Below are 15,429 nucleotides of genomic sequence, written 5' to 3'. Positions count from 1 at the left end.
AGGAGCTGAGATCGCGTCGCAGACACTCGGATCGCGGTGGCACAATGGAGGCACCCGGCGACGACGCCGGTCGCCGCAAGGACGCGGCCAGCACGATCCGAGGAGAACGCTCCGTGTTCACGAGCCCGTACGCCGACATCGACATCCCGGCCGTCACCATCTACGACTACCTGTTCGGCGGCCTCACCTCCGACGAGCTCACCCGCGTGGCGCTCATCGACCCGGCGACCGGCGCCGAGACCACGTACGGAGCACTGCGCGCCCAGGTCGACGCCTTCGCGGGCGCCCTCGCGGCGCGCGGCGTCGCTCCCGGCACGGTCATCGCGGTGCTGTGCCCGAACGTGCCCGCCTTCGCGACCGTGTTCCACGGTGCGCTCCGCGCGGGCGCCACCGTCACGACCATCAACTCGCTCTATACCGCGGGCGAGATCGAGAAGCAGCTCCGCGACGCCGGCGCGACCTGGTTCGTGACCGTCAGCCCGCTGCTGCCGCAGGCGCAGACCGCCGCCGAAGCCGTCGGCATCCCCCACGACCGCGTCATCGTGCTCGACGGCGCACCCGGCCACGCGAATCTGCGCGACCTGCTCGTCGCGGGCGCCCCGGCGCCGGAGATCTCGATCGACCCCGCGACCCACCTCGCCGTGCTGCCGTACTCCTCGGGCACCACCGGCGTCCCCAAGGGCGTGATGCTCACGCACCGCAACCTCGTCGCGAACGTCGAACAGTGCCGCAGCGTCATCGACCTCACCACCGACGACCGGGTGCTGGCGGTGCTCCCCTTCTTCCACATCTACGGGATGACCGTGCTGCTGAACCTCGCACTGCAGCGCCGCGCGAGCATGGTCACGATGCCGAAGTTCGACCTGGTCGAGTTCCTGCGCATCACGCAGACCTTCGGGTGCACCTACCTCTACGTCGCGCCGCCGATCGCCGTCGCCCTGGCGAAGCACCCGATCGTCGACCAGTTCGACATCTCGAGCGTCCGCACCCTCTTCTCGGGCGCCGCGCCCCTCGACGGCGAGACCGCCGAGCTCGCCGCCCAGCGCATCAACGCGCACGTCGTGCAGGGCTACGGCATGAGCGAGACGAGCCCGGCGGCGCTCGTCATCCCGGCCGACCGGCCCGAGATCCCGGCCTCGTCGGCCGGCGTCGTGCTCGCGAACGAGATCGTCAAGCTCGTCGACACCGAGACCGGCGACGAGATCACCGAGGTCGGAGAGGACGGCGTCTCGCGTCCCGGCGAGCTGTGGGTGAAGGGGCCGAACATCATGGTCGGCTACCTCGACAAGCCCGAGGCGACCGCCGAGACCATCGACGCCGACGGCTTCCTCCACACCGGTGACGTTGCCGTCTACCACGAGGGCGGCTACTTCTCGATCGTCGACCGGGTGAAGGAGCTCATCAAGTACAAGGGCTACCAGATCGCGCCCGCCGAGCTCGAGGCGCTCCTCCTGTCGCACCCGAAGATCATGGATGCCGCGGTCATCGGCGTGCTCGACGACGACAAGCAGGAGATCCCGAAGGCGTTCGTCGTCGCGGCACCCGACTCGGGGCTCACCGGCGACGACGTCATGGCGTTCGTCATCGAGCACGTTGCCCCGTTCAAGAAGGTGCGCAGGGTCGAGTTCATCGACGCGATCCCGAAGTCGAGCGCCGGCAAGATCCTGCGAAAGGACCTCCGCGCCCGCGAGGCCGCCGCCGTCTGAGCCCCCCGTCCACGCCCGCCGCGTCGGGGCGGTCCGCCGCCGCCCCGACGCGCTAGGTTGAGCGCATGGACGGCCTGTGGCTCGCCGCGCTCAGCGGGATCGTCGCAGCGGCGACGCTCCTCATCGGCGCCGCGCTGGCGTGGTTCGTCGACATCCCGAAGACCCTCGTGGCGGGGATCATGGCGTTCGGCGCGGGAACGCTCATCTCGACGCTGGCGTTCGAGCTCGTCGAAGAGGCGGCGGATGCCGGCGGGCTGCTGCCGACGACGTTCGGGTTCCTCGCGGGTGCGGTCATCTACATCGTGGCGGACTGGCTCGTCTCACGCCCGCCGAAGCCCGTGGCCACGTCGCCCGCGAACATCGTCGCCCGCCGCTCGGGTGCGCGTCTGGCCGGAGGTGCCGGTGCCGCGATCGCGATCGGCGCCCTGATCGACGGCATCCCCGAGTCGATCGTGATGGGCCTGTCGGTGCTGGAGGGCGGCATCAGCATCCCGATCGTCGCCGCCATCGCGATCAGCAACTTCCCGGAGGGGCTGGGATCGACTGCCGAGTTGAAGCGCTCCGGGTCGGGCGGGCGCTCGGTGGCACTGCTGTGGGGCGGGATCGCCCTCGTCACGGTCGTGGCGTCGGTGCTCGGCTACGTCGCGTTCCAGTCCGCGCCGGTGAGCCTCATCGCCGTCATCACGACGATCGCGGCAGGCGGTCTGCTCGCGATGATCTGCAACACGATGATCCCGGAGGCGTTCGACGAGCAGCGCACCCTGACGGGACTGTGGGCGACGCTCGGGTTCCTCGGAGCTTTCGTCCTCCACGAAGTGGCGGGCTGACCTCCGGCCTCGCGGAGTCAGCGCGTCACGCGGTCGCGGCGCCGGATTCCCACTCGTCTTCGGCGGGTGCGACCGAGAGACCGTGGAGCAGCTCGAGCGCCGCGTTGACCTCGTCGATGCGGCCGTCGACGGCGAGTTCGCGGATGCGCACCGACGGGCGGTGCAGCAGCACCCCGGCGAGGTGGCGGAGGGCCGCCTCGACCTCGGGACCCGCACCGCGCGACCGGGCGCGGGCGATCTCGTCCTCGAGCGTACTCAGGACGTCGCCGCGCAGCGCCGTGATGGCCGGCGCTGCCTCGCGGTCGGCCGCGAACGCTGTGGCCGCGACGCCGACGAGGTCGCGGGCGTCCTGGTGGGCGCTGAACTCCTCGAGCGGGGCGTGCAGGCGGATCGTCTCGAGGTCGAGCAGCTCGACCCCCTCGACGTCGCCGACCGCGGGGTCGACGTTGCGGGGCAGGCCCAGGTCGATGACGAGCACGCGATGACCGGGCGTGAAGGCCTCGGCGTGCACGAGCGCATCGGCCGTGCAGGTGATGACGACGTCGGCGCGGGCTGCCGCGACGCGGAAGTCGGTCACCGGCGCGAGCGCGTGCTGCGCGGCGAACGCGGCGGCCCGGCCCGACGGCGAGAACACCGCGATGTCACGGGCGCCGCGGGCACGCAGCGCGTCGACGGTGCGTGCGGCGTAGCGGCCGGTGCCGACGACGACGACGCGCGCCGCGGCCCAGTCGGCGACGCGGCTGGAGGCGAGTTCGAGGGCGAAGCGCACGAGCGAGCGGTGCGCGCCGCGCAGCCGGGTGCTGTTGCGCACGCCGCGGCTGGTGTGGGTGGCCTTCTGGAAGAGCCGCTCCAGCTCGCCGCTGGTGAGTCCGTCGGCCCGTGCCGTCTCGACGGCGCGGCGCACCTGGCCCGAGATCTCGTCCTCGCCGACGACCATCGACTCGAGTCCGCTCGTCACGGCGAACAGGTGCTCGGCCGCGGCTGCGCCCTGGTGAACCGTCACCGACGCGCGCAGGTGCTCGGGCGAGACGCCTGCGGCCGACGACATCGCCTCGACCACGGATTCGAGGGCGACGGCTTCGCCGCCGGTGAGGGGCTCGTCGATGTCGAGGTAGGCCTCGAAGCGGTTGCACGTGGCGAGCACCACGGCGCCCGACACGAAGAGCTCCTCGTCCACGAGGGCGCGCGTCGCAGAGGGCGCCCCCACCGAGAGACGCTCCAGGATGTCGAGGCTCGCGTTCCGATGGTTCGCGGTAAGACACAGGAGCACCTCTCCATCGTACGCGACGGCCGGCGAGGCGGGTCCCAGCGACCGTCACGCACGGCCGCATAGGCTGGTGGCGTGCCGCTCTCCCCCACGCATCCGATGCTCCGTCCCGGATACACCGCTCCCCCGCTCGTGCAGGCGTACCGCGGCGACCGGCCGGAATCCACGCCCGTCTGGTTCATGCGCCAGGCCGGGCGCTCGCTCCCCGAGTATCGCGAGCTTCGCGTGGGCACCGACATGCTCGACGCCTGCCTCGATCCGGCGCTCGCGAGCGAGATCACCCTCCAGCCGGTGCGCCGGCACGGTGTGGACGCCGGCATCTTCTTCAGCGACATCGTGATCCCGGTGCGGCTCGCCGGTGTGGACGTGCGCATCGTGGCCGGACGCGGTCCGGTGCTCGAAAACCCCGTACGCTCGGCCGCCGACGTGCGCGCGCTCCCCCCGCTCGACCCCGAGGCACTGCGTCCGATCCGCGAAGCCGTCGCCCTCACGGTGGCGCAGCTCGGCGAGACCCCGCTCATCGGCTTCGCCGGCGCGCCGTACACGCTCGCCTCCTACCTCGTCGAGGGCGGGCCTTCGAAGGAGCAGCTGAAGACCCGTGCGCTCATGCACTCCGATCCGGAGACCTGGCACGCGCTCCTCTCGTGGTGCTCCGAGATCACCGGCGCCTTCCTCGCCGCCCAGATCGAGTCGGGCGCCCAGGCCGGACAGCTGTTCGACTCGTGGGCGGGCTCGCTGAGCCTGGCCGACTACACGCGCAGCGTCGCCCCGCACTCCTCGGCCACCCTCGACCGGGTCCGCGACCTCGGCGTGCCGCTCGTCCACTTCGGCGTGGGCACGAGCGAGCTCCTCGGCGCCATGCGCGGCATCGGCGTCGACGCGATCGGCGTCGACTGGCGACTGCCGCTCGACGAGGCGGCGCACCGCGTCGGCGACGACGTCACGCTGCAGGGAAACATCGACCCCGCGCTCCTGCAGGCGCCCTGGCCGGTGCTCGAGGCTCATGTGGCCGACGTGCTCGCACGCGGCCGGGCGGCGCGGGCGCACGTGCTGAACCTCGGCCACGGCGTGCCCCCCGACACCGACCCGACCGTGCTGACGCGCATCGTGGAGTTCGTCCACGCGCATGGCTGATTTCGCGGTCGTCGGCGGCGGCGTCGCGGGCCTCGTGGTCGCGCGCCGTCTCGCGGCGGCGGGCGCCGAGGTCGTGCTCTTCGAGCAGACGCAGCGCCTCGGCGGCCCGGTCGCCCGCCACGACGTGGCGGGGATCGCGCTCGACGCCGGAGCCGAGAGCTTCGCCGTGCGCGGCGGCACCGTCGCCGTGCTCCTCGGCGAGCTCGGTCTCAGTGGCGACATCGTCGCCCCGCGCCCAGGACCCGCCTGGCTGCAGCCGGCTTCCGGCGACGCGGTGCCGCTGCCGGCGACCGCGCTCCTCGGCATCCCGGCCGATCCGCTGGCACCCGATGTGGTGCGGGTGGTGGGCATCGCCGCCGCCGAGCGCGCGGTCGAACTCGACGCCCTGCCGCTCCCCGAGATCAGCGCCGACACCCGCCTCGGCCCGTTCGTGCGCGAGCGCCTCGGAGACGACGTGCTCGACCGGCTCGTCGCGCCCGTGGTGCACGGCGTGCACTCGCAGCATCCCGACGACCTCGCCCTCACCCGGGCCCACCCGGGTCTTCCCGACGCCCTCGCCGCAGCCGGGTCGATCACCGGAGCCGTCTCACGGCTGCGGGCGGCTGCTCCCCCCGGCTCGGCGGTGGCGGGGATCCGCGGCGGGATGCACCGGCTCGTCTCCTCCCTTGCCGACGACGCGCGCAGCCGCGGCGTCGACGTCCGGCTGGGAGTTCGCGTCGACGACGCCGGTGCTCTGCCCGGGACGGTGGTGATCGCCGCGCCCGGCATCGCTGCGCCCGCCGGCCCGTCCCGTCGCATCGACCTCGTCACGCTCGTCGTCGAACAGGGTGAATTGGATGCCGCGCCGCGCGGCAGCGGACTGCTGGTGGCGCACGGCGCCCCGGTCGCGGCCCGGGCACTCACCCACGCGACGGCCAAATGGGAGTGGCTGCGCGACGCCGCCGAGGGACGCCACGTGGTGCGACTGTCGTACGACACGGTGCCGACCGACCCCGTAGCGACCGCCCGGACCGATGCCGAGACGCTTCTCGGGGTGCGGCTTCCGGTGGTCGTCGACGCGGCTCACGTCACCTGGCACCGTCCGGCTGCGGCCGCGGCATCCGATCTCGTCGTCGTCGGCGAGACCGTCGCGGGATCCGGACTCGCGGGCATCATCGGCCACGCAGAGCGCACCGCGGCTGCTCTCCTCGCGCGCTGACCCGACCTCCCTCCCGGCCCACTGCGCCGACCGCCGACCGGTGCGGCAGGTGGAAAGATGGAGGGATGAGCGAAACGGCCGCCCCCCAGTCCGAACGCGAACCCCTCGCCTACACGCTGTGGGCGGTCTTCCGGCGCGACCCCGCCGCCCCCGCCCCGTCGGGCGACCTCACCGAGGCGCTCGCGACAGTGGAGGCCGCCGGCATCACCGTCCGCGGCTTCTACGACGTGTCGGGCATGCGCGCCGACGCCGACCTGATGGTGTGGCTGCACGCCCAGCCCGATCAGGCGGATGCCCCTGAAGCGCTGCAGGCCGCGCTGCGGACCCTCCGGCGCGCGGCACCCCTCTCCGGTCTCATCCCGGTCTGGAACGCCATGGGCGTGCACCGGCCCGCGGAGTTCACCTCGGGCCACCTCCCCGCCTTCGTCCGCGGCAAGGACCCCGAGACCTGGCTGACGGTCTACCCGTTCGTGCGCTCGTACGACTGGTACCTCCTGCCCGAGACCGAGCGCCGTCAGATGCTCGGCGACCACGGCCGCAAGGGCGCCGAGTACCGCCAGGTGCTCGCCAACACCGTCGCGAGCTTCGCCCTCGGCGACTACGAGTGGATCCTCGCGCTCGAAGCACCCGAGCTGGTCGACCTCGTCGACCTGATGCGCCACCTCCGACAGACCGAGGCTCGACGCCACGTGCGCGAGGAGATCCCGTTCTACACCGGCCGTCGCATCGAGCCGCACGAGATCGCCGAGGTGCTGGCATGACCACGCTGCGGATCGGCACGCGCGGCAGCGCGCTCGCGCTCACGCAGACCGGCATGGTCGCCGCCGACCTCGCCGACGCGACCGGCGTCTCGACCGAGCTCGTCACGATCACGACCGACGGCGACCGCTCCAACGAGCCGCTCTCCCGCGCGGGCGGAGCCGGCCTGTTCACCGGCGCGCTCCGCGACGCGCTGCTCGCCGATGAGTGCGACGTCATCGTGCACTCGCTGAAGGACCTGCCGACGGCGCCGCACGACCGGCTCATCGTGGCGGCGATCCCGTCGCGCGAAGACCCGCGTGACGCCCTGTGCGCGCGCGACGGCCTCACCCTCGAGACCCTTCCCGCGGGCGCCCGGGTCGGCACCGGGTCGCCGCGGCGCATGGCGCAGCTGCGTGCCCGCCGCCCCGACCTCGAGGTCGTCGACATCCGCGGCAACGTCGAGACGCGCCTCGGCCGCGTCGCCCCCGGCGACCTCGACGCCGTCGTGCTCGCCGGCGCGGGCCTGCGCCGCCTCGGTCGCACCGAGGTCGTGACCGACTGGCTCGACGCCGACGCCTGGCCGACCGCTCCCGGCCAGGGTGCACTCGCGATCGAGGTGCGCCGCGGCGACGAAGACCTCGTGCGCGCGCTCGACCACGCCGAGACCCGCGCCGCCGTCGAGGCGGAGCGCCACGTGCTCGCCCTCCTCGAGGCGGGCTGCTCGGCGCCGGTCGGCGCCCGCGCCGTCGTCGACGCCGGCCTTCTCCTGCTCTCGGCGAGCGTCTACAGCCTCGACGGCACCGTCGTGCTCACCTCGTCGCACGCCGCGAGCTGGCCCGACGCCGACGCACCGCACGACGTGGGCGCGGCCGCGGCCCGCGAGCTGCTCGATGCCGGCGCCGCCGACCTGACAGGAGCCCGCCCATGACCGCGTTCAGCCCCGTCGACCGCCCGAGGCGCCTCCGCGCCTCGCCCGCGATGCGCCGCCTCGTCGCCGAGACCCGCCTGCACCCCGCCGAGCTCATCCTCCCGATGTTCGTCCGCGAGGGCTCCAGGGAGCCGGTGCCGATCTCGTCGATGCCCGGCGTCGTTCAGCACTCGACCGAGTCGTTCCGGCGCGCGATCGCGGATGCGGCGGCCGCCGGCATCGGCGGAGTCATGCTGTTCGGCGTGCCCGAGCACAAGGACGCGACGGGGTCGGGAGCGACCGACGCCGACGGCATCCTGAACGTCGCCACCCGCATCGCCGCCGAAGAGGCGGGCGATGCGCTCGTCGTGCAGACCGACCTCTGCCTCGACGAGTTCACCGACCACGGACACTGCGGTGTGCTCGACGCGAACGGCTACGTCGACAACGACGCCACGCTCGAGCGGTACCGCGACATGGCCCTCGCCCAGGCTGCGGCAGGGTCGCAGCTGCTCGGCCTCAGCGGCATGATGGACGGCCAGGTCGCGGCCGTACGCGACGCCCTCGACGGCTCCGGGTACGCGAACACGCCGATCCTCGCCTATGCCGCGAAGTACGCATCGGCGTTCTACGGTCCGTTCCGCGAGGCCGTGCAGTCCTCGCTCGAGGGCGATCGCCGCACGTACCAGCAAGACCCGGCGAACCGCCGCGAGGGCGCCCGTGAGGTCGACCTCGACATCGCCGAGGGCGCCGACATCGTCATGGTCAAGCCCGCGATGAGCTACCTCGACGTGCTCGCCGACACGGCGGCATCCAGCCCCGTCCCGGTGTGGGCGTACCAGGTGTCGGGCGAGTACGCGATGATCGAGGCCGCCGCCGCGCACGGCTGGATCGACCGCCGACGTGCCATCGAGGAGTCGGTGCTCGGAATCCGTCGCGCCGGCGCCGACGCCGTGCTCACCTACTGGGCGACCGAACTCGCAGGATGGATCCGATGACCACCAACGCCGCAGAATTCGAGCGCGCCCGGGCCGCCATGCCCGGCGGCGTCAACTCCCCCGTCCGCGCCTTCGGCTCGGTCGGCACCACACCGCGCTTCTTCGTGTCGGCGTCGGGACCGTACGTGACCGACGTCGAGGGGCGCGAGTACGTCGACCTCGTGGGCTCGTGGGGTCCGGCGATCGTCGGTCACGCGCATCCGACCGTCGTTCAGGCGGTTCAGGATGCCGCGGCCCGCGGCCTCGGCTTCGGAGCCTCCACTCCGGGCGAGACCGCTCTCGCCGAGCTCATCGAGGCGCGGGTCACCCGCGACGGGGCGCGCCCGATCGAGCGGGTGCGCCTGGTGTCGACCGGCACCGAGGCGACCATGACCGCGATCCGCCTGGCTCGCGGGGCGACCGGCCGCGACCTCATCGTGAAGTTCGCCGGGCACTATCACGGCCACTCCGACGGGCTGCTCGCCGAGGCCGGGTCGGGAGTTGCGACGCTCGCGATGCCGGGCTCCGCCGGCGTGCCCGCGGCGATCGCCGCGCAGACCCTGGTGATCGCGTACAACGACCTCGACGCGGTGCGCGAGGTGTTCGCCGCCCGGGGCGACGACATCGCCGCCATCATCGTCGAGGCCGCGCCCGCGAACATGGGCATCGTGCCGCCGGCGCACGGCTTCAACGCGGCGATCGCCGACATCGCGCACGCGCACGGCGCGCTCCTCATCCTCGACGAGGTGCTCACCGGCTTCCGCGTCGGCCCCGCCGGCTGGTACGGCATCGACCCGGTGCCCTTCGCCCCCGACCTCATCACGTTCGGCAAGGTCGTCGGCGGCGGCCTCCCCCTCGCGGCACTCGGCGGCTCGGCGGCGCTCATGGAGCTCCTCGCGCCGCTCGGCCCCGTGTACCAGGCCGGCACACTGAGCGGCAATCCGCTCGCAGTCGCCGCCGGACGCGCCACGCTCGACCTGATGGATGCGGCAGCCTATGCGCGCATCGACGCCGCAGCGACGACCATCGCCGACGCCGCGTCCGCCGCACTCGCCGATGCCGGCGTGACGCACGTGGTGCAGCGCTCCGGCAGCCTCTTCTCGATCCAGTTCGCCGAGACCGCACCGCACGACTACGACACGGTGAAGGCGCAGGAGGCGTTCCGGTGGCCGCCGTTCTTCCGCGCGATGCTCGAGCAGGGCGTCTCGCTGCCCCCGTCGGTGTTCGAGGCGTGGTTCGTCTCGGCGGCCCACGACGACGCCGCCGTGTCGCGCATCGTCGAAGCGCTCCCCGCCGCGGCACGCGCAGCCGCCGAAGCGACGGCGGAGTGACCATGGCAGCGGTTCCCGCGGTCGGCGCATCCGTCCCCGACGTCCTCGCTGAGCTCGCCGCGCTCGACGACCCGAAGATGCGAGCCGTCAACGAGCGCCACGGCGACGACCACGGCGTGAACCTCACGAAGCTGCGGGCGGTCGCGAAGACGCTCAAGACCAACCACGACTTCGCGCTCGAGCTCTGGGCCACCGACGACACCGCCGCACGGCTCGTCGCCATCCTGATCAGCCGGCCGAAGCTGTACTCCGCTGCAGAACTCGACACCATGATCCGCGAGGCGCGCGCCCGCAAGGTGCACGACTGGCTCGTCAACTACATCGTCAAGAAGGGTCCGCACGCAGACGACCTGCGCATGGCCTGGATCGACGACGCCGACCCCGTGGTGCGCAGTGCGGGCTGGGCGCTCACCGCCGAGGCCGTCGAGAAGGGGCCCGAGGTCCTCGACCTCGACGCCCTCCTCGATCGCATCGAGGCGGAGATGAAGGATGCGCCCGAGCGCGAGCAGTGGGAGATGAACACCACGCTCGCCATGATCGGCATCCACCACCCGGCCCTGCGGGAGCGAGCCCTCGCGATCGGCGAAGAGCTCGAGGTGCTCAAGGACTACCCGACGCCGCCGAACTGCACCTCGCCGTTCGCCCCGAGCTGGATCGCCGAGATCGTGCGCCGGGGCGCCGCGCGCGGCTGACCGGGGTGACGGCGATGGCCTCCGTCACCGCATCCCGAACACACGCGCGACTTCGTCCGTCGCATCACCGCTAGACTGCAGCGCAACTCGGCTGCGCAGCGCTCGACGCGTCGGGCCGCGGCGGTTCGGAGCGTGATTGGGGGATCATGGGGACGCCCGAAGGTGGACTCTCTCTCGCGCTGTTCGTCGTGCTCGCGCTGCCGGGCTTCGTTTATGCGGCTGTGCGAAGGCGATACCTGGGCGAGCTTCCCGGCGATCGCAGTGTCGGGCAGGCGATCGCGCGCGGGATCATCTTCTCGATCGGGTTGACTGCGGTCTACCTTCTCGTCGGCGGAGACCTCCTCGCCCGCAACCTCGGACTCTCCGTCACCGACGAGGTCATGGAGGTCACCGACTTTCGACTGCTGGCGATCTGGGTGATCCTCCTCTACCTGCTCGTTCCTCTCCTCATCGCCCTGCTCGTCCACCACAGACACATCCGCTGGACCGGCATCCCGGGCAGCAGGACGGAGAAGTGGCCGTTGCCGCGTTCGAAGTACGGCTATCTCGACACGCCGACGCCCTGGGATGAAGCGGTCCGCCACAACAAGGACTGCTGGGTGAGCATCCGCAAAGCAGACGGCCACTGGGTCGGGGGGTGGGTGACCGACGGCTCGATCAGTTCCTCCTACCCCGAGTCGCCCAGCATCTACATCAACCGTCAGTACGAGATAGGCCCGAACGGAGCTCGGGGGCGGCCGAAACCCGACTCCGCTGTGTGGGTGCTCCTCGCGGACGGCGACGTCGTCTCGTGGGAGCGACCGGGAAAGGACACGGAGGAGCACGTGAAGGAGATGACATACATGGAGCGCAGTCGCATCGGATCCGGGAACGAGGAAGAGAAGCCCGAGGAGACGCACCAGCTTCCATCGGTAGGGGGAGGCAGCGGCGGAGGGGCGAAGCCGCCGCCCGCCTAGACCCGACTGTGACGCCCGCGGAAATGAGTAACGCCCCCGACAAGCGGGGGCGTTACTCATTTGGTGGACCTGAGGGTGTCTGGGTTCACGACATAGGCGACAGTTGATAGGCGACACATGAGTCGCGTCATAGGCGACACTCGGGCATGTCGTCGAAGCATCGGGTCGTGGTGTTGAAGATCGTCGCGGGAGAACTGTCGGTCACCGCGGCAGCAGCCGAGTTCGGGATCTCGCGCCAGTATCTGCATAAACTCCTCGCCCGATACCGCGACCGCGGCCTCGACGGGCTGGACCCGCTCTCGCGCGCCCCGTTGACGAGCCCGCACGCGACCACCGAACAGGTCCGGGATCGGGTCGTGCAGCTGCGGCAGTCGCTGACCGCGGCCGGTACGGATGCAGGCCCGGTCACGATCGCGTGGCACCTCGAGCAAGAAGGGCTGCGGGCACCATCGACGTCTACGATCCGCCGCATCCTGCACGCTGCCGGACTGATCGCTCCCGAACCCCGCAAACGCCCCAGAAGCTCGTACGTCCGGTTCGAGGCTGCCCAGCCTAATGAGACCTGGCAGTCCGACTTCACCCACTGGCGCCTCGCCGACGGCACCGACGTCGAGATCCTGAACTGGCTCGACGACCACTCCCGTCTGCTGCTGTCGTGCACCGCCCACCGGCCCGTCACCGGCAGACACGTGGTCGACACCTTCCTCACCGCCGTCGACAGCTACGGGCCGCCCGCGTCCACGCTCACCGATAACGGCCGCGTCTACACCGCCCGCCACGGCGGGGGACGCAACGAATTCGAGTACGTCCTCGCCGCCCTGAACATCCGACAGAAGAACGGCGCCCCGAACCACCCACAGACCCAAGGGAAGATCGAACGCTTCCACCAGACCCTGAAACGCTGGCTCACCGCCCACCCACGCGCCCGCGACATCGTCGAGCTGCAAACCCAGCTGGACACATTCCGCGACCACTACAACACGGCACGCCCGCATCGCGCGCGCGAGGGAAGCACCCCCGCCACCGCCTACGCCGCCACCCCGAAAGCCCTACCCGCCGGCGCCCGCACCGACGCCGTCCACTACCGGATCCGCTACGACCACGTCGGCACCAACGGGAAGATCAGCTTCCGCAGAGCCTCTCGCATGCATCACCTCGGCATCGGCGTCGAACACCGCGGAAAACGCTGCATCCTCATCGCCGACAAACACACCGTCACCGTCGTCCACCTCGACACCGGCGAAATCATCGCGACCAACACCATCGAACCCACCCGAACCTACTGGCGAAACAACGAAAGAGAGCCCGGCCGATGGCCGGGCTCTCTTTCTTGAATGTCTCCTATGTCACGACTCAGATGTCATCTATGTCGCGACTCATCACATGGTGGACCTGAGGGGATTCGAACCCCTGACCTCCTCGATGCGAACGAGGCGCGCTACCAACTGCGCCACAGGCCCGGAAACCTCAGCAACACTATCACGGTTGATCCACCCTCCCGAATCGACGGAGGGGCCTGGACGGGCCGGATCATGGGTGAGGATGGAAGGATGCTCCACACCTCGTTCCCCCGCATCAGCGCCGTCCGAAACGCCCGCCTCGACGACCTCGCGGGCACCCACGACCTCCAGCTCGATGCCGCGGGAACGATTGTCGACATCCTCCCCGCAGCGGGCGGCACGGTCGCCGCAGGCGAGCTCGACGCGCGCGGCCACCTCGTGCTTCCGGGGCTCGTCAACGCCCACGCGCACGTCGACAAGTCGTGGATCGGCCACCCCTGGCAGTCGTACGGCGGCGACGGCGGCACCGACGGGCGCATCCGCCACGAGCGGGCACGACGAGACGAGCTCGGCATCCCCGGCCTCGACATCACCCGGCGGGTGCTGGCCGCCTTCGTCGCATCGGGCACGACCGCGATCCGCACGCACGTCGACGTCGATCTCGGCCTGGGGCTGCGCGGCATCGACATCGTGCGCGAGGCGGTCGCCGAGTACGACGGTGCGATCACCGCCGAGATCGTCGCGTTCCCGCAAGACGGGGTGCTCCGACGCCCCGGCGTGATCGAACTGCTCCGCCAGGCCGCGGAGCAGGGCGTCGAGCACATCGGCGGACTCGACCCCGCGAGCATCGACCGCGACCCCGTCGGCCAGCTCGATGCGCTGTTCGCGATCGCCGCCGACACCGGCGCGGGCATCGACATCCACCTGCACGATCCGGCCGAGCTCGGCGCCTTCCAGTTCGACCTCATCCTCGATCGCACCGAGTCGCTCGGCCTCGTCGGCCGCGTCAACATCGCCCACGGCTTCGCCATCGCCCAGGTCGACACGGCGCGTCGGCGAGACCTGCTCCAGCGCATGGCGGACCTCGACGTGACGATGACGACGGTCGCACCGCTGCGCCTGCCGCAGCTGCCGCTGCACGAGATGGATGCCGCGGGTGTGCGGTTCGCGTTCGGCACCGACGGCATCCGCGATCTGTGGAGTCCGTACGGCACCGGCGACCTGCTCGGGATCGCCTGGCAGTACGCCCGGTCGTCGAGCGTCGTGCGCGACGACGACCTGCGTCGAGTGGTCGAGATCGCCACCGCCGGCGCTGCTCCGTTCGCCGGCATCGGCGCGGCGGGGATCGCACCCGGCGCCCGTGCCGACCTGATGATCGTCGACGCGGAGAACGCGATGGATGTGCTCGTGCGCACGCCGGCTCGGTCGGCGGTGCTCGGCGGAGGCCGTCTGCTCTTCGAGGCCTGAACCGGGCGCGCCCTGTCCCGGCGTGCTTACTGTCCCGACGCGCGACGCGCGAGGAGGCCGCGCACGTGCGCCTCGATCTCTTCGTCGTCGACATAGCCCATGCTGGCGAAGTCCGGGCCGTCTGCGGCCGAGCGTGCGACCCGAGCGGTCTCGATCCGCGTGGGCTCCTGCTCCTCGACGCGGGAGCGCAGGGCCTCCTCCATCGCCGCCTGACGCAGCGCATCGCGCGCCGCCTCGACGTCGAGCACCGCGGCTGCCCGCGATCCGGCGGAGGCGGTGAGCGGACGCGGAAGCTCACGCGGCGCCCACTCGCGGCTCTGCGGCTCGAGCGCGACGTCCTGCACCTCACGGGCGACGCGTTCGACGCTCTCCGTCGCGGGAAGGGCGGCGCGTGCAGCGACCCGTGCCATGCGGTGCAGCACGAGCGCGGACAGTCCGGTGAGGGCGACGCCCGACCACATCAGAGCCTGCGCCCCCACGGTCAGCACCTCGACCACGCCCCACACCGCGATGCCGATGCCGGCCAGCGCGAGGATCGTCGCGGTCAGCCGCAGCCGGCGACGTGCGCGGGCCTGCCGCGCCGGGGCCGCGTTGCGGGCGACGGCGCGTTCGATGCGTGCCCGCTCGAGGTCGACGCGCGCACCCTCGAGGGCGGCGGACTCCCGCTCGGCCATCGCGCGGCGGGCGAGCTTCTGCTGCGCGAGCGCGGTGCGGGTGTTCAGCTCGAGCCGTACCTCTTCGGGGGTCTCACTCGTCTCGGCGAGCACCCGGAGCGCTTGGTTCAGGCGAACCGCGTTGCGCTCGGCGGCGTCGTACTGGCGCCTGCTCTGCAACGTCGGCATCAGGTACACGAGCCACAGCGCCACCGCCACGAGGACGATGACTCCCCCACCCAACACCTGCCCACCCATGGCGTCCACGGTATGCGAGGGGTGCCCCGCATCCG

At 71.7% G+C, this 15,429-nt stretch carries 14 protein-coding genes and 1 tRNA gene; 12 read left to right on the top strand and 3 right to left on the bottom strand.

Going from position 1 to position 15,429, the window contains the following annotated elements:
* Positions 1-113 precede the first annotated feature (113 nt).
* Complete coding sequence (locus JOD63_RS03790) at positions 114-1,706, top strand: AMP-binding protein (protein WP_045276081.1); 1,593 nt, start codon at positions 114-116, stop codon at positions 1,704-1,706.
* A 65-nt stretch (positions 1,707-1,771) separates the two neighbouring features.
* A complete protein-coding gene (locus JOD63_RS03785; protein ID WP_045276051.1) occupies positions 1,772-2,533 on the top strand; it encodes a ZIP family metal transporter in 762 nt (253 codons plus the stop codon).
* A gap of 25 nt (positions 2,534-2,558) precedes the next feature.
* Here JOD63_RS03785 and JOD63_RS03780 read toward each other — a convergent pair whose 3' ends face one another.
* On the bottom strand, positions 2,559-3,803 hold the full coding sequence (locus JOD63_RS03780; RefSeq protein WP_045276052.1) for a glutamyl-tRNA reductase: 1,245 nt from the start codon (positions 3,801-3,803) through the stop codon (positions 2,559-2,561).
* Positions 3,804-3,875: 72 nt separating this feature from the next.
* On the opposite strand from JOD63_RS03780, the gene hemE reads away from it, so the two are divergent.
* The 9 genes from hemE (at position 3,876) to JOD63_RS03735 (ending at position 13,070) form a co-directional block, all read left to right on the top strand.
* Positions 3,876-4,934 carry a uroporphyrinogen decarboxylase gene (hemE, locus tag JOD63_RS03775; RefSeq protein WP_045276053.1) on the top strand — a complete coding sequence of 353 codons (1,059 nt, stop codon included), beginning with the start codon at positions 3,876-3,878 and terminating at the stop codon, positions 4,932-4,934.
* Entirely contained in the window at positions 4,927-6,132 is a 1,206-nt protein-coding gene (locus tag JOD63_RS03770) for a protoporphyrinogen/coproporphyrinogen oxidase (RefSeq protein WP_045276054.1), read from the top strand. Before hemE ends, JOD63_RS03770 begins: the two co-directional genes overlap by 8 nt.
* 65 nt (positions 6,133-6,197) lie before the next feature.
* A complete protein-coding gene (gene hemQ / locus JOD63_RS03765) occupies positions 6,198-6,893 on the top strand; it encodes a hydrogen peroxide-dependent heme synthase (RefSeq protein WP_045276055.1) in 696 nt (231 codons plus the stop codon).
* On the top strand, positions 6,890-7,801 hold the full coding sequence (gene hemC, locus JOD63_RS03760) for a hydroxymethylbilane synthase (protein WP_045276056.1): 912 nt from the start codon (positions 6,890-6,892) through the stop codon (positions 7,799-7,801). The genes hemQ and hemC overlap by 4 nt, the downstream gene beginning before the upstream one ends.
* The gene (hemB, locus tag JOD63_RS03755; protein WP_045276057.1) at positions 7,798-8,778 is read left to right on the top strand and encodes a porphobilinogen synthase; all 981 of its coding nucleotides are present in this window, start codon (positions 7,798-7,800) and stop codon (positions 8,776-8,778) included. The genes hemC and hemB overlap by 4 nt, the downstream gene beginning before the upstream one ends.
* The gene (gene hemL, locus JOD63_RS03750) at positions 8,775-10,088 is read left to right on the top strand and encodes a glutamate-1-semialdehyde 2,1-aminomutase (RefSeq protein ID WP_045276058.1); all 1,314 of its coding nucleotides are present in this window, start codon (positions 8,775-8,777) and stop codon (positions 10,086-10,088) included. The genes hemB and hemL overlap by 4 nt, the downstream gene beginning before the upstream one ends.
* 2 nt (positions 10,089-10,090) lie before the next feature.
* Positions 10,091-10,780 carry a DNA alkylation repair protein gene (locus JOD63_RS03745; RefSeq protein ID WP_045276059.1) on the top strand — a complete coding sequence of 230 codons (690 nt, stop codon included), beginning with the start codon at positions 10,091-10,093 and terminating at the stop codon, positions 10,778-10,780.
* A 146-nt stretch (positions 10,781-10,926) separates the two neighbouring features.
* Complete coding sequence (locus JOD63_RS03740; RefSeq protein WP_045276060.1) at positions 10,927-11,736, top strand: DUF6338 family protein; 810 nt, start codon at positions 10,927-10,929, stop codon at positions 11,734-11,736.
* A gap of 146 nt (positions 11,737-11,882) precedes the next feature.
* A complete protein-coding gene (locus JOD63_RS03735; protein ID WP_045274019.1) occupies positions 11,883-13,070 on the top strand; it encodes an IS481 family transposase in 1,188 nt (395 codons plus the stop codon).
* Positions 13,071-13,120: 50 nt separating this feature from the next.
* Here JOD63_RS03735 and JOD63_RS03730 read toward each other — a convergent pair.
* Positions 13,121-13,196 (bottom strand) — tRNA-Ala (locus tag JOD63_RS03730).
* A 90-nt stretch (positions 13,197-13,286) separates the two neighbouring features.
* Between JOD63_RS03730 and JOD63_RS03725 the strand changes: the two genes are divergently transcribed.
* Positions 13,287-14,483, top strand: coding sequence for an amidohydrolase family protein (locus JOD63_RS03725; RefSeq protein ID WP_045274380.1), 1,197 nt, complete (start codon positions 13,287-13,289; stop codon positions 14,481-14,483).
* Positions 14,484-14,509: 26 nt separating this feature from the next.
* Here JOD63_RS03725 and JOD63_RS03720 read toward each other — a convergent pair whose 3' ends face one another.
* Complete coding sequence (locus JOD63_RS03720) at positions 14,510-15,394, bottom strand: hypothetical protein (protein WP_045274381.1); 885 nt, start codon at positions 15,392-15,394, stop codon at positions 14,510-14,512.
* Positions 15,395-15,429 lie beyond the last annotated feature (35 nt).

The sequence above is a fragment of the Microbacterium terrae genome (assembly GCF_017831975.1).
Classification (GTDB): Bacteria; Actinomycetota; Actinomycetes; order Actinomycetales; family Microbacteriaceae; genus Microbacterium; species Microbacterium terrae.
Note: the sequence above shows the minus strand (reverse complement) of the source record. Positions and strands in the feature narration are given on the sequence as shown.